This is a genomic window from Saprospiraceae bacterium, from assembly GCA_016710235.1.
Classification (GTDB): Bacteria; Bacteroidota; Bacteroidia; order Chitinophagales; family Saprospiraceae; genus Vicinibacter.
Genome location: JADJLG010000001.1, coordinates 339,765 through 359,335, shown reverse-complemented (window position 1 = coordinate 359,335; position 19,571 = coordinate 339,765). Strand labels below are relative to the sequence as shown.

20 protein-coding genes are annotated in these 19,571 nt (G+C 39.7%); 15 read left to right on the top strand and 5 right to left on the bottom strand.

The genetic code is table 11. The features are described from left to right. Positions 1-20 precede the first annotated feature (20 nt). Both clpX and IPI99_01575 read right to left on the bottom strand, forming a co-directional pair. The gene (gene clpX, locus IPI99_01580) at positions 21-1,271 is read right to left on the bottom strand and encodes an ATP-dependent Clp protease ATP-binding subunit ClpX (protein MBK7339200.1); all 1,251 of its coding nucleotides are present in this window, start codon (positions 1,269-1,271) and stop codon (positions 21-23) included. Then, positions 1,271-1,975 carry an ATP-dependent Clp protease proteolytic subunit gene (locus tag IPI99_01575; protein ID MBK7339199.1) on the bottom strand — a complete coding sequence of 235 codons (705 nt, stop codon included), beginning with the start codon at positions 1,973-1,975 and terminating at the stop codon, positions 1,271-1,273. The genes clpX and IPI99_01575 overlap by 1 nt, the downstream gene beginning before the upstream one ends. 81 nt (positions 1,976-2,056) lie before the next feature. On the opposite strand from IPI99_01575, the gene IPI99_01570 reads away from it, so the two are divergent. Continuing rightward, the gene (locus IPI99_01570) at positions 2,057-3,025 is read left to right on the top strand and encodes a substrate-binding domain-containing protein (GenBank protein MBK7339198.1); all 969 of its coding nucleotides are present in this window, start codon (positions 2,057-2,059) and stop codon (positions 3,023-3,025) included. A gap of 150 nt (positions 3,026-3,175) precedes the next feature. Further along, complete coding sequence (locus IPI99_01565) at positions 3,176-4,774, top strand: tetratricopeptide repeat protein (protein MBK7339197.1); 1,599 nt, start codon at positions 3,176-3,178, stop codon at positions 4,772-4,774. A 21-nt stretch (positions 4,775-4,795) separates the two neighbouring features. On the opposite strand, the gene IPI99_01560 is transcribed toward IPI99_01565, so the two are convergent. After that, entirely contained in the window at positions 4,796-6,010 is a 1,215-nt protein-coding gene (locus IPI99_01560; protein MBK7339196.1) for an alanine dehydrogenase, read from the bottom strand. A gap of 2 nt (positions 6,011-6,012) precedes the next feature. After that, a complete protein-coding gene (gene tsaE / locus IPI99_01555; protein MBK7339195.1) occupies positions 6,013-6,453 on the bottom strand; it encodes a tRNA (adenosine(37)-N6)-threonylcarbamoyltransferase complex ATPase subunit type 1 TsaE in 441 nt (146 codons plus the stop codon). Between the two features lie 153 nt (positions 6,454-6,606). Between tsaE and gyrB the strand changes: the two genes are divergently transcribed. Together gyrB and IPI99_01545 are read left to right on the top strand one after the other, a co-directional pair. Beyond that, a complete protein-coding gene (gyrB, locus tag IPI99_01550; GenBank protein ID MBK7339194.1) occupies positions 6,607-8,538 on the top strand; it encodes a DNA topoisomerase (ATP-hydrolyzing) subunit B in 1,932 nt (643 codons plus the stop codon). A gap of 523 nt (positions 8,539-9,061) precedes the next feature. Beyond that, entirely contained in the window at positions 9,062-9,967 is a 906-nt protein-coding gene (locus tag IPI99_01545) for a glycosyl transferase (GenBank protein MBK7339193.1), read from the top strand. A 379-nt stretch (positions 9,968-10,346) separates the two neighbouring features. Here IPI99_01545 and IPI99_01540 read toward each other — a convergent pair whose 3' ends face one another. Further along, positions 10,347-10,538 carry a hypothetical protein gene (locus IPI99_01540; protein ID MBK7339192.1) on the bottom strand — a complete coding sequence of 64 codons (192 nt, stop codon included), beginning with the start codon at positions 10,536-10,538 and terminating at the stop codon, positions 10,347-10,349. A gap of 873 nt (positions 10,539-11,411) precedes the next feature. Here IPI99_01540 and IPI99_01535 point away from each other — a divergent pair. From IPI99_01535 to IPI99_01485, 11 genes are all read left to right on the top strand, one after another. Further along, positions 11,412-11,627, top strand: coding sequence for a helix-turn-helix transcriptional regulator (locus tag IPI99_01535; protein ID MBK7339191.1), 216 nt, complete (start codon positions 11,412-11,414; stop codon positions 11,625-11,627). Beyond that, complete coding sequence (locus tag IPI99_01530; GenBank protein MBK7339190.1) at positions 11,624-11,953, top strand: HipA N-terminal domain-containing protein; 330 nt, start codon at positions 11,624-11,626, stop codon at positions 11,951-11,953. Before IPI99_01535 ends, IPI99_01530 begins: the two co-directional genes overlap by 4 nt. Beyond that, positions 11,950-12,954, top strand: a complete 1,005-nt coding sequence (locus IPI99_01525; GenBank protein ID MBK7339189.1) for a HipA domain-containing protein — start codon at positions 11,950-11,952, stop codon at positions 12,952-12,954. Before IPI99_01530 ends, IPI99_01525 begins: the two co-directional genes overlap by 4 nt. Further along, positions 12,955-13,101: a hypothetical protein gene (locus tag IPI99_01520; protein MBK7339188.1), complete on the top strand. Its 147-nt coding sequence runs from the start codon at positions 12,955-12,957 to the stop codon at positions 13,099-13,101. Between the two features lie 262 nt (positions 13,102-13,363). Next, positions 13,364-13,954 carry a hypothetical protein gene (locus IPI99_01515; protein MBK7339187.1) on the top strand — a complete coding sequence of 197 codons (591 nt, stop codon included), beginning with the start codon at positions 13,364-13,366 and terminating at the stop codon, positions 13,952-13,954. Positions 13,955-14,017: 63 nt separating this feature from the next. After that, positions 14,018-14,422 (top strand): hypothetical protein, encoded by a 405-nt coding sequence (locus tag IPI99_01510; protein ID MBK7339186.1) that lies wholly within the window; start codon positions 14,018-14,020, stop codon positions 14,420-14,422. A gap of 265 nt (positions 14,423-14,687) precedes the next feature. Continuing rightward, positions 14,688-15,020, top strand: a complete 333-nt coding sequence (locus IPI99_01505; GenBank protein MBK7339185.1) for a winged helix-turn-helix transcriptional regulator — start codon at positions 14,688-14,690, stop codon at positions 15,018-15,020. Between the two features lie 17 nt (positions 15,021-15,037). Continuing rightward, positions 15,038-15,499: a hypothetical protein gene (locus tag IPI99_01500; protein MBK7339184.1), complete on the top strand. Its 462-nt coding sequence runs from the start codon at positions 15,038-15,040 to the stop codon at positions 15,497-15,499. 126 nt (positions 15,500-15,625) lie between these two features. Beyond that, positions 15,626-16,042, top strand: coding sequence for an arsenate reductase ArsC (locus IPI99_01495; GenBank protein MBK7339183.1), 417 nt, complete (start codon positions 15,626-15,628; stop codon positions 16,040-16,042). Between the two features lie 687 nt (positions 16,043-16,729). Then, positions 16,730-17,194, top strand: coding sequence for a type II toxin-antitoxin system VapC family toxin (locus tag IPI99_01490; protein ID MBK7339182.1), 465 nt, complete (start codon positions 16,730-16,732; stop codon positions 17,192-17,194). Between the two features lie 692 nt (positions 17,195-17,886). Beyond that, positions 17,887-19,557, top strand: a complete 1,671-nt coding sequence (locus tag IPI99_01485) for an MFS transporter (protein MBK7339181.1) — start codon at positions 17,887-17,889, stop codon at positions 19,555-19,557. Positions 19,558-19,571 lie beyond the last annotated feature (14 nt).

Here is a 19,571-nt window from a genome sequence, read left to right as displayed (position 1 = left end):
AATATACCCTAAATTTTTATTCAGGAGACTTTTTTCTGAGGAAACAAATAATGAGCATTGAAATAGTCCATGTCCACTTGTAGCGTTCCACGAAATCCGGAGTCTTTAAGAGAATACATACTTTCACGAAACAATGTTTCACAGATGGATCTCAATCCCCGGGCACCCAACTTATTTTCAATCGCAACTTCTGCCATTTTCTCCAAAACATCCGTATGGATATGCAATTTGATACCATCCAGTTCAAACAATCTTTGATATTGCTTGACGATTGCATTTTTGGGCTCGACTAGTATTCTCACCATAGCGCTCTTGTCCAGGGTATGAAGTGAAGCAATGACCGGTAGCCTTCCCAAAAGTTCGGGAATCAAGCCAAATTTTTTGACATCCTGGTGGCTTACCTGGTCTATGATTCTATCCTTTGATTCATCTTGAGCAGAAACGTTATGATATCCGATAACCTGAGTATTCAGACGTTTTGCAATGATTTGCTCTAAACCGTCAAAAGCTCCTCCACAAATGAATAAAACATTCTGAGTATTCACTTTAATGAACTGCTGCTCTGGATGCTTTCGGCCTCCTGCAGGAGGCACATTCACCTCCGCTCCTTCCAAAATCTTGAGCATGGCTTGTTGTACTCCTTCGCCTGAGACATCTCTTGTGATCGAGGGATTTTCACCTCTTCTACCTATTTTGTCGATTTCGTCGATGTATATGATTCCCCTCTCTGCAGAAGGGACATCGTAATCGCAGGCCTGTAATAAACGACTTAACATACCCTCCACGTCTTCTCCAACATATCCAGCTTGTGTGAACGAAGTAGCATCTACTATTGCAAAAGGTACGTCCAGCAATTTAGCTATAGACTTGGCCATTAAAGTCTTACCGGTTCCGGTAGGGCCAATAAACAGGACGTTGGACTTTTCAAGCTCTACATCATCGAAATTGCCTTTTGATACCAATCTTTTATAATGGTTTACCACCGCTACTGCCAAGGTCTTTTTTGCTTCATCCTGGTCTATGACGTACTGGTCCAGATATTGTTTGATGTGGACCGGACTCAGGTCCGATAATTTTTGATTGAATGACTTTCTGCTTTTGGGTGGTTTGAGGCCTTGTTGCTCATCTTCTATCAATAAGGAATTGGCATGACTCACACAATCTGAACAGATGTACGTATCTTCTGCCCCTTCAAACATTTGCGGGAGTACACTTTCATCTCTTCCACAAAAGGAGCAAAATCGATATTGACGTTGCTTTCTTTTTGCCATTACACCGCTTTCTTTTTGCCTTTGACGAGAACCTCGTCCACTAAACCGTAGTCTTTAGCTTCCTGAGCTGTCATCCAATTGTCTCTGTCACAATCTTGCTCGATCTTCTCGACTGTTTTGCCGGTATGCTCTGCCATGATGGTGTACAACTCTTTTTTGAGGGTCTTGATTAAATTATAGGAGATTTCCATGTCAGTAAACTGACCTTTCATACCACCACTGGGCTGGTGTATCATGACGCGGCTATGTTTTAAGCAGGTACGTTTGCCTTTGACACCTGCGCACAGGAGCACAGCTCCCATAGATGCAGCAAGACCTGTACAGATCGTTCCTACATCAGGATTGACAAATTGCATGGTGTCGTAGATCCCAAGTCCGTCAATGACAGAACCACCGGGACTATTGATATACATTTGGATATCGCGTCTTGGATCTGCTGAATCCAAAAAGAGAAGCTGTGCCTGGATCACATTAGCCACATAATCATTGACAGGCACACCCATAAATATGATTCTGTCCATCATTAATCTTGAAAACACATCCATACCGACAACGTTAAGCTGTCTTTCTTCGATGACCTGTGGAGTAAAATCGGTGATGTCAGGAGCTCCAGTTACTGATTGTTCCATATATTTTTGAAGGTGCATGCCTGACATCCCTAGATGGCGGGTTGCGTACTTGTAAAATTCGTCTTGTGGAAACATATTAATTAGCTTTTTAAATGAATGGGCTGAGCCAAAATTAGAGGAATAAACAAGCTTGGAGTGTGAATGTTTACCTTATCTATGTTCCATTATTTGCAAATACTTAGAACTCATTTGAAAGAGCTGAGATACCTCGCTTATATCTTTGGACTTGGTACCACCATCATGTTGATGACCCCTTCATGTAAGCCAAAAGTAACACTGAGCACACCAACAGAAGGTCATATCCTCGTAGGTGTCGATCAGGAATTGATGTCCTTGATGGTTCAGATGGAAGATATATTCGAGAGAAATTACAATCATGCTCAGGTGGATCTTCAGGCATTTGAAGAAACTGACCTGATCAACACCTTCTTGAAAGACAGCTTACAGTACATTGTGACTTCAAGGGATCTAAATCAAAAAGAACTGGATTATTTTAAGAAATTAGAAATTGTCCCCAGGAGATACTCGCTGGGTACCTCGGCGCTCGCTTTTGTCGTCAACAAAGCCAACTCGCGGGATACTGCGCTAACTTATGAAAAATTGCTCGAGTTCATCTGTATCAAGCCACTTTCTGATTTTAAACAGTTGGTTATAGAAAATACACGTTCCGGCATAGCGCATGTATTGTTGGACAAATGTCAGTCTGAGAATCTCCCTTCTCATATATACGCCAAAAAGTCAAAGTCAGAGGTTTTTGACTATGTTGAAGCACATCCTGAAGCCATTGGACTTGTCGATTGGAGTGCATTGAGCGATAGTGATGATCCTGTGGCAAAGAAGGAGTTATCCCGAGTTCGACTCCTGGCTGTATCCAGACCAATGGATTCTGTTCAGCAAGGCTTTGTGTTCCCTTACCAGTACAATCTTCAAGATAAAATCTATCCCTTCACCCGAGATCTTTACATCATTTCCAGAAGTGGTCGCAATGATCTTGGCCTAGGATTTGCTTCATTTATGGCAGGGGAAATAGGGCAGAAGATTTTACTCAAAGCAGGCCTTTTGCCAAAATATCAGTCTGAAAGATGGATCGAGATCAAATCGAAAAATCTGGACGTAGTAGAATAATTGTTTTAATGAATTCTTAACAGGCGAGGACAAACGTTTCATAAGAAACTAATGTCTATGAGCAAAGAGCATGACTCTCAAAGTTAAAAATTCAGATTTTATCAGATGAAATCATCTATTTTTGCAAACTTTAAAAGAAAACGAACAGGTATGAACTCTTTTTCGAGATTATTCTCGCTTTTGGCAATGTTTGGATTGCCACTTTTGCTTGGGTCACAGACTTTACAGGAAGGTATAAAGCAGTTTGAAAATGAAAACTACAATGCGGCATTATTGACTTTTTCGAAGTTGAATGTCTCAGATCCAAAGAATACGATTTACCAATATTATATTGGAGAAGTACACTACGCACTGGAGAATTATTCAGCTGCTTCTTTAGCTTACAATAAGGGTCTGGAAGCGAACAACAAATGTGATATCTGTCAAATCGGTTTAGGCAAGATAGATTTGGACAATGGTAAGGCGATGGAAGCCAGGAAGAAATTTGATTATGCGCTCAAAGGAAATTCCAAAAATCATGCTTTGTACAGTATGGTCGGAGATGCTTATACCTACAGCAAAAAGCCCAATGCAGAGCTCGCTATAGAATTCCAATCCAAAGCTCGGGATCTCAATCCGGCAATTGCAAAATACTGGGCTCATCTCGGAGACGCTTACAATATCAAAGGAGATCTCGGAAATGCGATGACCAGCTATGAAACCGCTGTTTCGAAAGATAAAAACGATCCGGAATCTTACCTCAAAATGGCGAGGATTTGGTCGTCGAGCAATCAGACAGACAAGGCGATCGAAAACCTTGAGTCCGTTATTGCCTTATCACCGGATTTTGCCCCTGCCTATAAAGATTTGTACGAACTCTATATCCGTACGAACAAGTATACGAAGGTGCTTCCGATACTTCAAAAATACGTGAGTCTGTCCGGTACTGATGTCGATGCCAGAGTGCGCCTGGTCAAGTTTCTCTGTTTTCAGGCGAAAGATTACGAGCGCGCCGTTGAAGAAGGATTGTCAATCCTCACAACTAATCCTGAGCAATATACCTTACATCGCTGGTTAGCGTGGTCTTATTCCGAACTGAATAAATTTCAGGAAAGCTATGATCAAAGTGTGAAATTGTTCGAAGCAATAGCTAAAGATTCCACTCGCAAAGCTTATCCTTCGGATTACGAGTATTTTGCCAAAGCTGCATCAAAAATTGGCAATATGGAAGTTGCCGAGCAAAATTATGAAAAGCTCATTGAGATGGAACCGAGCAAAAGTGATGATATTTATGGCATGCTTGCCAAGTCCAACTATGATGCAAAAAAATATGACAAAGCGCGGGACTGGTATCTGAAAAAAGCCAACAGCTCCAAACTGAATAATTCGGAGCTCTATTATCTTGGATTGGCTTATTACAATCTGGACGCCAACCAACAAGCCGACTCCACTTTTGCCAAAGTGCTTGAAATCACTCCAACTTATGCACAGGGCTGGTTAATGCGTGCCAGAGCCAATCGTGGGATGGATCCAGATAATACTTTATTTCTTGCCAAACCATTTTATGAGAAATACATAGAATTGGCAGGAAGCGACAAAGAGAAAAATAAAGCCAACTTAGTCATTGCTTACAACTATCTGGCATATTACTACGTGCAGCAGAGTGACAATGCCATGGCTAAGACTTACTTTGAACTTACAACCTCTCTGGATCCTACCAATCAGCAAGCAGTTGAAGCTTTGAATATCCTCAACAAGGGTGGTAAGTAATGAGATAATCAGGAGTTATGATCAAATGATCGATGTGATCAACAAATCCAGCTGGGTGTACTTGATTTGAAATCGGTTGGCTAAATACTCGTTGGTCAGGCAACCTTTGAATGTGTAAATTCCATTGCGTAGACCTTTGTGATTGTAAATCAGGGGCTCTATTCCTCCTGTATCTCCTGCTTCCTGTAAGATAGATGTAAGGATATTGCTGATCCCGATTGACGCCGTTCTGGATACTTTAGAGGGAATATTGGGCACACAATAATGTACGATTCCGTGGATGATTCTGGTTGGCTTTTCATGAGAAGTCATCTGGCTCGTTTCAAAGCAACCTCCCTGGTCAATGCTCACGTCAATAATGACAGATCCGGGCCTCATTTTCATCACCATTTCCTCTGAAACTACCATAGTGGTGCGCCCTGTTTTAGAGTGGATGGCCCCGATGGCAAGATCCGCGTTGCAGAGTTCATGAGTCAATATTACCGGATTCATGGAAGATGTAAATATTTGTTTGCCCAGTCTGTTTTGGATACGGATCAGGCGATGGATTTTATCATCAAAAATGCGTACTTCTGCGCCTAGTGCCAGTGCAGCTCTGGTAGCGTATTCAGCCACGACACCTGCACCCAGGATTACTACACGGGCTGGCGGTACACCGGATATGCCTCCCAGCAGCACACCTTTACCTCGGGTGGGATCGCTGAGTAGCTCTGCTCCGGTATGTATGACTGCCAATCCTGCGATCTCGCTCATGATGCGCACGATAGGGAAAGTGCCGTCTTCTGCCTGTAAATATTCCATGGCAATGGCTGTCACTCGCTTCTGCCTCAGAGTTTGGATGAATTCCGGAGTCATGCCCGGAAGGTGCAAGGGAGAAATCAGAATCTGATTGGGTCTGAAGTAGCTGAGCTCTTCCTCTGAGGGTGGGGCAACTTTGAGAATGACGTGACTGGAATAAACTGTTTCTTTGTCGGAGGCTATTCTGGCCCCGGCCTCTGCGAACTCATGGTCTGAAAAATTGGAGGATAAGCCTGCTCCTTTTTCAATGACTATCTCATGCCCTCTTGCCACCAGATTGAGCACAGATTGAGGGACGAGGGCGATTCTTTTTTCATTAAATCCTGTCTCCTTGGGTATTCCAATTCGAATGGACGCATTTGCTTTACTCAGTGCCAGCCTTTCGGTTTGTGTTTGTAAGCTGAATTGGGTGCGAGAAAATATAGACTGCTCCGGCATTTTTATTTTTTTAGATGGAATACCCTGAGCTCCGGATTTTGGACCTCAATGCAAAGTTCAACAAATTCCTGTTCTTTTAGCAAAGGTTTTATCAGATCAGGCCACTCCACGATGCAAAAATAATCTCCAAACAAATATTCCTCCATCCCTAATTCCCGAAGTTCTGCGGATGACCTGAGCCGGAAAAGTTCCATATGAACTACTTGCTTAATGCCATAAAGCTTGTGGCTCGTATTGTAAATTGAGATAATAGAGAAACTGGGACTGGAAGCTTCATCTTCACATCCCAGAGCACGACAGATAGCCTTGGTAAATGTGGTTTTGCCTGCGCCCATTTCACCATAGAGCAGGAGGATGGCAGGAGGCATCATCTTGTCTAAGATGTTTTTTGCCACCGAATCCAGGTCGGATTCACGAGCATAAAATATGAGATCAGATTCCATAACCACGATACAAAAATCGACAAAATCCGGTCAAACGGATGAGCTTTTTTTTGTTATAAAAATGTTTCAGAATTAAGCGATTAAGTGCAGGAGGAATTCAAATTTTAGGCATATTTAATGTATTTTTGCACACCCATAAAGAAAAAACAATTCATGAGTAAAAATCAGGAGTATAGCGCCAGTAGTATTCAGGCCCTTGAAGGTCTGGAAGCGGTGCGAAGGAGGCCGGGTATGTACATTGGCTCGACCGATGAGAAAGGTCTCCATCACCTCGTCTGGGAAGTTGTGGACAACGCCATAGACGAACATCTTGCCGGTTATTGTACACATATCACTGTATCTATCCTCTCGGATAATTCCATACAAGTTGAAGACAACGGGCGAGGTATCCCTGTGGATATGCACGAGAAATTGAAGAAATCCGCCCTGGAAGTCGTCATGACTGTACTTCACGCCGGAGGTAAGTTTGACAAAGATTCCTACAAGGTCTCTGGAGGACTTCATGGAGTCGGTGTCTCTTGTGTGAATGCATTGTCTTCCTATGTTAGGGTAGAAGTGAGGCGCGATCACAAGAAATATATGCAAGAGTACGAGAGAGGTAAGCCCAGAGCTGATGTGTCTGAGATCGGAACCTCTGTCGATACGGGAACTACGGTGTTGTTTAAGCCCGATGATGAGATTTTTGAAACGCTGATCTTTAAGTATGACACTCTGGCACACAGGCTGAAAGAGCTTTCCTTCCTCAACAGCGGACTGCATATATACCTGCGTGATCTGAGAGAAGGTCAGGCCAGGGAAGAGGAGTTTTATTCTGAAGGTGGACTCGGAGAGTTCGTCAACTATTTGGATTCCGGCCGCAATCCGCTGGTGGAAAATCCTATAGTCATCCGCGGCAAAGAGGACAATATCGACGTAGAAATCGCGATGAGGTACAATACGGGCTTTCAGGAGAACGTATTCTCTTTTGTCAATAATATCAATACCAGAGAAGGTGGAACTCACGTCAATGGGTTTAAAAGGGCTCTGGCGAGAGTTTTCAAGCAATATGGAGACGACAACAATTTGTTTTCAAAACTGAAAGTAGAGCTTTCCGGTGAGGATTTTCGGGAAGGATTGACTGCGGTGGTTTCAGTGAAGGTCCCGGAGCCACAGTTCAAGGGGCAAACCAAGGGTGAGTTGGGTAACTCTGAAGTGGTGGGAGTGGTATCCCGAATCGTCGGCGACGCACTTTCCAGCTATCTTGAAGAAAACCCAAAGGAAGCCAGACGTATCATAGACAAGGTGATCCTTGCTGCGACAGCAAGGGAGGCTGCCCGCAAGGCGAGAGATATGGTACAGCGCAAGAATGTGTTGACGGGAAGCGGTCTCCCCGGCAAACTGTCCGATTGTAGTTCTCGTGATCCATCGGAATCCGAGATATTTCTGGTGGAAGGAGATTCAGCGGGTGGTACTGCAAAACAAGGCAGAAACAGGCATTTTCAAGCTATACTGCCACTGCGGGGTAAGATTCTCAATGTCGAAAAAGCCCTGGAGCACAAAATCTACGAGAATGAAGAGATCAAAAATATGTTTACTGCACTGGGTGTCCATATTTTTGAAGATGAGGATGGCGAGCGAAAATTGAATACAGCCAAATTGCGATATCATAAGGTGGTTATCATGTGCGACGCCGACGTTGACGGAAGTCATATCACGACCTTATTGTTGACATTTTTTTACAGGTACATGTATGAGTTGATCGAACGCGGCCATGTGTATATCGCCCGACCTCCCCTGTACCAGGTCAAGAAAGGTAAGGACTTCAAATATGCCTGGAATGAGAAAGAAAGAAAGGAATTTACGATAGAGCTCGGCAAGGGTAAAGAAGACAGTGTGCATATCCAACGCTACAAAGGTCTCGGTGAGATGAATGCAGAACAGCTCTGGGAGACAACTATGGATCCCGATCGCAGATTACTGTCCAAAGTCACCATCACAGATGCGATGGCTGCGGATCATTATTTCAGCATACTGATGGGGGACGATGTGCCTCCGCGTCGTGAATATATTGAAGCGAATGCTACCTATGCGAAAATTGACATTTAGCAAGATTACTTGTATTAGTAGTTTGAATTGAGAAAGTGGCTGGACGAGATTTTTAGCGTTCAGTAGATAAGGGTAAATTTTTTTTAATCTGAGTTAGTCTGCATTGCCGATGCGGCAAGCAATAAATATTTTCCACCCTCAGCTACCGCAATACCGGGCGCTTACCGGAGCCGTAAGGAGGTCTGAGAAGTTTAAAGGGAACTTTGAGCTATTAAAGTGCAATGCAGTCAGCCTGCACACCACTCGAATCAGGATAGGAATGGATTCCTCTTTCGCTGTCAGGCAGCAGATATAGACCTATAGAAAAAAATCTACCCTCCCACTAAATGACAAATCAAATTGTATAACTTTGTCACAAAGTCCTAAACTGCCTTAAAAAATGAAAAGAAAGCCCATCACACATAGAAGATATCTACGCCATAAAATATATACGCCATAATGGCGTAGATAAAGATGTTAGCGGCAAGCATTACGAAACAACCGAAACTAATTAATATCACAATTAATATAAACAAAAAATAATATGACAGACAGCGACAGTAGAGCAGAAAATGCAATTTCAAATCAAGTAACAATTGCCTATTTTATTTTGGTTCATAGGTTTCCAGAACAATTCAAGCGACTTTTCAAAGCACTTTATCACCCTGAAAATCATTACTTAATTCATTTAGACAAAAAAGCAAGTATTGAAATTTATGACGACATAAAAGATTTTTTAACCGATTTTCCAAGTACATACATTTTGGAAAGTGAAAATGTTGTTTGGGGTGGATATAGTATGGTTCAAGCAGAACTTAATGGAATGAATTATCTATTAAAATTAAATCTTGAATGGGATTTCTTTATCAATTTAAGTGGACAAGATTATCCATTAAAATCTCAAAAAATAATTAGAGAATATCTTACAAAAAACAAAGGAAACAACTTCCTAAAAATTGCTGACCAGTTGGTTGTAAGACCTGAAACAATGAACAGAATTGAAAACCATTTTACAGAAACAGCAGATGGTTTTAGTGAAATAACTTATAAGAGGGCTTATTTAAAAGATGTAGTACCTTATATTGGCGGACAATGGATGATTTTGACAAGACAATGTTGTGAGTTTATTTGTAATAGTGGAGAAGCTAAAAAGTTTGAAGATTACTACAAAAATACACTAATTGCTGACGAATCATTTTTTCAAACAGTGCTTATGAATACTTCATTTGACGGAGTTCTTATTAATGACGACAAAAGAGCCATTATTTGGATACCTGATGGAGATATAAAATTAAGACCAAAAACATTTACAGAAGATGATGTAAAATTTCTTTTAGAAGGCAATAATTTATTTGCACGAAAATTTGACGATAACATTGACAGTAATATAATAGACAATTTGGAACTATTTTTTAACCAACCTCTTAACAAAGTAGAAATGCAAAACTAAAATATGCCAGCCGCTAACATTTAGCCGTATAGAAGAAAGTCCAAAGGAAAAATACAATAAAAAGCTAATCGTCACTTACAGATAATGATAAAATAAAACTACAACGGGCTTTCTGCTATAAAGCTGAGAGAAGGGTCTCTCAGTTCTCTCATCAGATGCATCTCTATGCATCTGGTCTTGAATAAAATTCAAGACTTCATTCGTTCATATTCAACGAGACCTCTTCTTAGGTGTCATAGTATATCAATTGAGTTTTTTTGGTCAAGCTTTTACCTTTTTAGTAGTACAATTATTAGTTTTTTGCATAGCTTCGCCACAGAAAAATCTACATTAATTTTTCTGTAAGTAAATGTATAACAATATTTATTTAGGGTAATTTTCATGGAATGTCGATGTTTATTAATGGAGAGCCTTTGTTTTGTATGGTCTTGACATCGATCAAAATGCCGTTGATGCAAATACTTGTTTTGATCAGGATTAATTTTCCAGTTTTGCAGATGGGACATAGACTTATGTCAATTCCTGTTTTGATCAACATGCGCAAATGAACTGGTACTTCAACTTTTGGCATTGGTGATGGCAAATCAGTTGATCATACAAATTTGCTAAACGCAGCTTTTTTCCTCGGTGTGACAAATATCCGGCATGATGTGTATAATCCGGAGCAAGGGTTACCACCAAAAAAAGTTCACTATTGGATAATCGGGCGGTAAGTTGCTTACCGGAATAGTCACAAGAAAGACCCTAATTTTTCTCAAAACTGGCTTGTTTTAAGCCTGTGGGAGCTCTTATTTTTTTAAGTAAATTATTGGTGGTCTATAAAAATGTTGCCTTTATCACTTCTAAAATTCGGTGATATGAAATTTTACCGGGTGATTTATGAAGTTGAAAACAAAAAATATGGTATTTTCACAGTCTGACGTTGTAAGGCATTTAAAAAGCGACAGCAATAATATGACGCAGATGAAAATCTTTATTTGTTACAGAATCATAGGCAGAGTTGAAGGAGACCAAACAATAACAGCTTTGTTGAACGACTCAGAAAACGTTGCACCATACTTTCTTACCTGTTTCAACGCCATGCCGAAAATCAAATGCAAAACTATTTACGCAAAGCGGTTGTACCTTTCAACCCGAGAACTAAATATGCAGAACCAGAAAAAGTTCTGCATCTGTGAAATCAGTAAAACAAATTATCAAAACCGAAAAAGAATGGAAAGCAAAATTGGAAAGAGAAATTTTCAGTGATGCTGACATTCAAAAAGCGAGAGGCTATTTGCTAACTCTATTTCAGTATGAGAACAGTTGAAAACACACTAAAATGTGATTTCCGAAGGTTTGCCTTTTTAATCCTTAGAAATTACACCATAAATCACATTATACTGTGATTTTATTTGCTTAATTGGAAAATGAAAGCTAATTTTGCCTCATAAATCACAGTATAATGTTAGTCAAAGACCTTGGAGTAACCATAAGAAACAGAAGAAAGGAGTTAAGTATTACTCAACCACACTTGGCTGAATTGGCAAAAGTGAGCACCAACACTTTGTATAAACTGGAGCGAGGACAAGGCAATCCTTCATTGGAGGTTTTGAATAAACTGGCGGAAGTATTGGGTATGGAACTAACACTTGAGGTAAAAAGAAGCATGAATAAATGAGAGCAATGGAAATATATCGCAACGGAACATTAGCAGGAATACTGACAGAAGAAAACCGTCAGCATTTTGTATTCAGGTATGACGACATTTATTTCAACGATGCAGCCAATCCTGCTATCAGTTTAACCCTTCCTAAAACTCAAAAGGAATACAGCAGCGAATTTTTGTTTCCATTTTTCTTTAACATGCTTAGCGAAGGAGTAAACAGAAAATTGCAAAGCACACAATTGAGAATTGACGAAGAAGACAATTTCGGGCTACTCATGGCAACCGCACAATACGATACCATAGGAGCAATAACTGTAAAACCAATTGCAGCAAAATGAATTTAGGTGAGTTGAAATATTGTCCCGGAACTTTGGCTGAAGGTTTTAACACATATAGCCCAAGTTGCTTACGGAATTTGTTCAATGGCAAAAAAGTGAATCATCTTTTACCCTATGAGCAACCACAGCAAAGCGAAGAAGTTGCAGAGCAGTTCATGGAAAACCGTAAACGCATATCCATATCGGGTGTGCAAGAAAAATTGAGTTTTCTTTTAGAAAAAAATTTATTGCGTTTGACAAATGAAGGGGAACATGGCACTTACATACTCAAACCCATACCAAGAGATTTGAAAAAAGTAGACCAAGTTCCTGCCAACGAACATTTAACTATGCAGATAGCTAAACAGGTGTATGGACTGAACACGGCAGAAAATGCCATGATTTTTTTCAAAAATGGTTCGCCTGCCTACATCACAAAACGATTTGATGTAAAAGAAGATGGAAGCAAATGGGGCAAAGAAGATTTTGCAACGCTAGCAGGAAAAACAAAGGACAATGCAGGAGCAAATTTCAAATACGAATACAGCTATGAAGAAGTTGGAATGTTGATACAAAAATATGTTCCAGCTTGGCGGGTAGAAATAGAAAAATATTTTTCGTTAGTGGTATTCAATTTCTTGTTTTCAAATGGTGACGCACACTTAAAAAATTTTTCGCTGCTTGAATCAACAAAAGGAGATTACTTGTTAAGCCCTGCTTATGATTTGGTAAATACAAAACTGCATGTAGATGATTCTGATTTTGCTTTGGATAAAGGATTATTTGCAGATGGATTTAAAAGTGAACAATACAAAAAAAGCGAACATCCTTCTAAAAGTGATTTCACAGAATTTGCAAAAAGAATAGGTGTAGCAGAAAGCAGAGTTAATAAATTAATATATCCATTTTTAGAAAATCAACCCTATATGGAAACCTTGGTAAGTCGGTCCTTTTTAAGCGATGCTAACAAAAGAGGGTATTTGCTGATGTATAACACAAAACGAAATTATTTGATAGCATAAATGAGCTACGAATATTCAGAAGATGGACTGGTTGAAACAGCAACCCAGCAAGTTCTTGAAGAACTTGGTTGGGAGGTTGCCTATGTGTGGATTAAAGAAACATTTGAAGCAAGCGGATTACTTGGCAGAGAAACAAAAGCGGAATAATTTTAGGAGGTATTTGTTACATGCATTAAAGCAACTGAACGAAGGTTTGCCTGATGATGCTTACCTTCCTCCCGCATTGCTTGTATTACGCCTGTGGGAACGATTATTTTTTTTGCAAACTATTCGCGGTCTATATAAATGTTGCCTTTATCACGTCTAAAATTCGGTTATATGAAATTTTACCAGGTGTTTTTTACAGTTGAAAACAAAAAATATGGTATTTTCACAGTCTGCCGTTCGTGGAAATTACAATAGATAAAAAATGAAAAAAATAAATAGTTATTTTGCAATAGGATTGCTTTGTGTTTTTGGTCAAAACGATGTTTTGGCACAATGGGATACTGATAATCAAAACCGGATTTTCGTTTCCATAAACCCAGAAGGTTGTCCTGTTTACGATCATCCTGATAATCGTGAACTAATTGATACTATTCCATTTGGTAGGCTTCTTTCTAAAACCAACATCAGCGAAACAAAGTACGATTCGATTTACTGTGGTTCATGGGTTTCACGGGGCATTTTGAAGAAAAACCCTAATTCATCCCCAACATTATGTGCTGGATATTGGCTAAAAATTAACCTCCAAGGCAAAGTAGGTTGGATTTGGGACGGGTTTATAAGAAACTTGGATCATGTTGTGGATAGTGGGTTGGGGATGGTTAAGCAATTCTATCAACCAGAATTTCGAAGTGATTTTATTTTATTGAGAGCAGGAGTATCTTACCAATCAGAATTTAAATACAACCATGAATGGCATTGGTACGGGCTTTCCCAGGTAGGTTGTAATACTGTTCTACATGAAATAAGCGGTTTATCTCATTTTATTTCAATCGATGGGGACAAAATGAAATAACGGTATGTTACGACTGCATACTCAAACTACGAACTTGATTATATTATTGGTTCCAAAAACCAATTGAGAACTGGAATTTTGGTTGGTAGTTTTCCTGAACTGTCTGACGCTATTGAACAATCTGCTTACTTTGAGGCTGCCCGGCTTTGGGTTGACCCAATTTCGAAGGAAGTAAAAGATGGTGAAACTAAAATTGGAGAAGTATCAGATATCTATGTTGTTGGTAATACAGATAAAAAGCAAAAGTTAGATGCAGGAATAAGCGTTGGAACTTTTGGAGAAACCCTATATGGATTTGACAGATTGGAATGGTTTGGTCAGTTAGATGGCGACAATCAAACCGATTATATTATTTGTTTTTTATCCCCTCATGGGGATATGGTTACACGGCTTTATTTAAGTTCAACGGCAAAAGAGGGTGAATTAGTTTCGCCCGTTTCCGAACTGATTTACTTTGATGTCCCATAGCCTACTCTCAATGAATATTTCCTCGAACTCCATATGGTCGCCTATGTTTCCCAAAGCTCAACGCTCAAAGCCAACGCAGGGCAGTACAGTGTCCATACTCACGTTATTGGTAAATCTATGACGATAGTGCTAACCTGAAAGTTGGTACTAAAAACAACCGACGGCCACGACCAAACAATTCATAAATTGACAGTTGATAAATTATTTCACAGGACAGCTTGCTACTTCAAATCTTTATCGTAATATTGCAATCTAATTATCAGAAATGGGAGCGACAAAGAAAGAACATTTTACAGACAAACAAAATGCCATTGCGACACTCGCAAAGGCATTGGGACATCCTGCAAGGCTTGCTATTATGGAGTATTTAATGAAGGTGGACACTTGCATTTGTGGCGACATCGTTAATGAATTGCCTTTAGCACAACCTACAGTTTCTCAACACTTAAAAGAACTCAAAAACGCTGGACTTATTAAAGGCAGCATTGAAGGTAACGCAATTTGTTACTGCATTGACGAAAAAGCATTGAGTAAACTCCAAAGCTATTTCACAAACATTTCTGACAAATTAAAAAAGAAAAAAACTGATTGTTGCTAACACAAAAATTAAACAAAATGAAACTATCAACTTTCAAACAACACTTGAATAATTTAAACGCTGTAAACTTTATTCAACCAAACGGAATATATGTTCCAAGACATTTTCACTTAACAGAAGCAGGACTAATCACAAAATACTTTATTGACTGCGGTGGGACAGTAAGAGAAGAAAAGGTAATAAACTTTCAAGTTTGGGTTGCAAACGACACCGACCACAGATTAGAACCCAATAAACTTCTTCGAATTATTGAACTCACCCAAAAACTATTCGGAAACGAGGACTTAGAAATTGAAGTAGAATACCAATCCGACACAATCGGTAAATACGGTTTGGACTTTCAAGACGAAAACTTTTTACTGACAGCAAAACAAACCGACTGTTTAGCCAAAGACAATTGCGGAATACCGAAAGAACTACAATTTACCGAATTGGAAACAAGTCAAGGGTGTTGCACACCTGGAGGCGGTTGCTGCTAAACTTATGAAAGCGTATATCATTAAATATCGTAAGCCAATAGTCATAACGTTTGGCATTACACTCTTAAATATTGTCTTTGGATTTGATGCTAGGTTTACAATCATTAACTTACTTTGGCTGACTGTATGAAAAAAGTATTAGTACTATGCACAGGCAACAGTTGTCGAAGCCAAATTGCCGAAGCTTACTTGCGACATTTCGCTGGTGATAAAGCAGAAATATTTAGTGCCGGTGTAGAAACTCATGGAGTAAATCCAAGAGCAATTGCCATAATGAAAGAGGACGGCATTGACATTTCGAAACACAGATCAAAAAATATTGACGAATACTTTAATATTGATTTCGACTTTGTAATAACAGTGTGCGACAACGCCAAAGAAAGCTGTCCGTTCTTTCCGACCAAAGCCAAAAAAATGTTTCATCAAAACTTTCCTGACCCTGCAAAATCAACAGGGACAGAAGAAGAAATTTTAGAACACTTCAGACAAGTTAGGCAAATGATTAAAAGCTTTTCACAACAGTTTGTAGCCGACAACTTGTAACCACCGAGCATTGAACGAAGGAAGAAAAGCTACCGATAACACACAAGGATTGAACGAAACTTTCCTTCGATTTAATTCTGCGTTGAATGAAGCATAAGCCTCCAGCTAATCATCCGATCATATGGGAAATCAAAATTTATGGAAAGTGTAGAAATGGTACTCAAAAGATTTCATGTACTTCAATTTGATTATATTTCTTTTAATGTGGGTGCATATAGCGAGTTAGATTCTTAAATTGGGGCAATTGTATATCGACTCGATTATGGATTCACTCGTTTTGACTTCCTGTTTTTGCAAATGCAGGTGGAAAATCATCTGCGAAGTATTAGCGCTGAAGGTCAATATTCGGATCATCTTACCTGATTTACAACCAGGACATGAGTCCGGGTCGAAAATGACATCTGCTTTCAAGAAAGACCTTAGCATTTCTAAGAATTGGCTTGTATTAAGCCTGTAGGAGTGCTTATTATTCTGCGAACTATTCGGCCATCTAAAAAAATGTTGCCTTTTAGCCATCAAAACTCGGATATATTAATTATATCAAGGTATTCTATGTTTTCAGAAACAAAAAAATGGTATTTTCAAAGTCTGCCATTGCACAAGGCAATAAGTTAACGGCACGATGAAAAACCTATCAACTTAACATATAAAAATCGTAACTTTGAGAGACATAAGTCATTATAAAAAGTGAAACAAAGAATTTACATAGACACATCAGTTTTTGGAGGACTTTTTGATGAAGAGTTTAAAGAATATACAATTACCCTGTTTGAAAGAATTAAAGATGGTGAATTCATAATTCTATACTCAACTGTAACGCAGGACGAACTTGAAAACACACCTGAAAAAGTAAAAGACCTTGTAAAAAACCTTAAAGCCGACTTAACTGAGTTTATTGAAACAACTGATGAAGTAGTGGACTTAGCGAAAGAATACATAGCTGAAAAAGTTGTTGGACACACAAGTTTTGCTGACTGTTTACACATTGCTTTGGCAACTATTAACCGAGCAGACTTTTTAGTAAGTTGGAACTTTAAACATATAGTAAACATCGAAAGAATAAGGGGATACAACTCAATCAACATAAAAAAAGGTTACAAACAATTAGAAATACGTTCACCTAGAGAATTTGAAAAATATGAAGACGACTGAAAAAACATTTGACGCTGTAAAATTTATGCGTCAACAACGAGACAAATTGAGCGAGAAGTTATCCAAAATGACGAAAGAAGAAATTTTGGAATACTTCAAAAAAAGCAAAACACAGACTACAATAAAGCCCTGTGGATAACGTACAAAGCTTTAACAAAATATTCCTTCGATTTAATTCTGTGTTGAATGAAGCATAAGCCTCCAGCTAATCATCCGATCATATGGGAAATCAAAATTAAAGGAAAGGATAGAAATGGTGCTCGGAAGATTTTCATAAGCCAGATTTTATGGTTATTTGATTTGTATGGTGGTAGACAGGCGAGTATGATCTGTTTTAGAAACAATTAAAATCCTACCAGTAATTCAATGATTGATTTGGAGGTCGTAATGAAAATCAAATTGTCAATACAATCTTGTATAAAATTGAGCATTGTATTTTCAGATTGGATAATTCCCAGTAAAATTCAATAACAAAGATCGGTTTATAGCATGAACCGGACGAAGGGCTTGGTGCGGAAGCACGGAGCGAATAGCGAACCCCGCAGGAGGGCGACCCGCAGTCTGTTGCAGACAAGGGACATGCCCACATGGTGATTTGTATTGTGAAAACAGGGGATAGGCAATATTCGTATTGCGAGAACAGGCATTTCATAGAATCTTACTAACTTGGCAGCTAAAGCTAATCTCATACGATGGAGCAAACGAAGCAAACCAACTATGGCGCAATGTCTGTATTGATCACCGTATTTTTTTTCTGGGGCTTCATAGCTGCCGGAAATGGAGTATTTATACCATTCTGCAAACATTATTTTAAACTCGATCAATTTCAAAGTCAGCTCATTGATTTTGCATTTTATGGCGCATATTATATAGGTGCGCTGCTCTTGTTTATCTGGGCCAATATCAGCTCTCGTGATGTGGTATCGTCCTGGGGCTACAAGAAGAGTATCGTGTATGGTCTCTTGTTTTCATTATTGGGTGCCATAGCCATGATACTCGCTGTGTTGTGGAGTGATGCGGGTTCAGGTTTTGGGTTGTTTCTGGGAGCTTTTTTTATTCTTGCACTGGGATTTTCTCTCCAGCAAACCGCTGCTAACCCCTTTGCTCTGACATTGGGTGATCCTGCTAGCGGAGCTCATCGTATCACTTTGGGAGGTGGTATCAACTCATTCGGCACTGCGATCGGCCCTATAGTGGTAGCCTTGGCCTTGTTTGGCACACCAAATATCAGCGATACCATGATCCAATCATTGAGTTTGAATAAAGTGGTAATCCTTTATGTCTGCGTAGGTGCGCTTTTTCTGATCGCCGCCGGCATGTTTTGGTTTTCAAAAAAAGTACCGGATGGGGTTCAAGACAGCACTGTTGAACCGGCAAGAAAAGCGATGTTTCTCATGATTGCCATCACCTTAGTGCTCGTGATCTGTTTTCTTTTCGTGTTCAATAGTTACAAATTAACGGATGCCGGATTGACCGTGGATGCTCTGCACGAATTGGAATCATATCGGATGAAGTGGTTGATTGCAGCTTTGCTTTCAGTCATCATAGGTTTGCTCACAGCGCGTATAGCTTCATCACAGAATGCAGAAGGCTGGGGAGCACTAAAATATCCTCAACTCATCCTGGGCATGATAGCCATTTTCGTGTACGTAGGCGTAGAAGTCACGATACAAAGTAATATGGGTGAATTGTTACGCAGGCCTGAGTTTGGGTCCATCCAGTCGGCGGATATTGCACCTTATATTTCAATGTATTGGGGTAGTCTGATGGTAGGTCGCTGGACAGGGGCCATCCCTGTTTATAAGACATCCGCTAAAGTCAGAAATTTGTTGACATTCGGTGTGCCTCTGATCGCATATATAGTCGTCTTGTTGGTCAATATTATCGCACAAAAGAATGTATCCGCACTGTATTACTATGTTTTCTGCATTCTTGTAATGGTAGCAGCTTTCTTCATGACTCAGAGTAAACCCGTGGCAACACTTTTGTTATTTTCTTTACTTGGAATCGTTGCCATGTTGATCGGTATCATGACAAGCGGTATTGTATCGATATATGCATTCTTGAGTGGAGGTTTGTTCTGTTCAATTATGTGGCCATGTATTTTCTCACTTTCACTTGCTGGTCTTGGAAAATTAGAAACACAAGGGGCCGCATTTCTGATCATGATGATATTGGGTGGTGCCATTATTCCACCATTACAAGGGAAGCTGGCTGACCTTCCGGCGATTGGTATCCACAATAGTTATTGGATCACTGTAGCCTGTTTTGGATATCTTGTCTTTTTTGCCTGGCAAGTAAAAACTGAGCTCGCGAAACAAGGGATAGATTATGATCAACAAGTTAGTATGTCTCACGAATAAAATATTCTCCTATT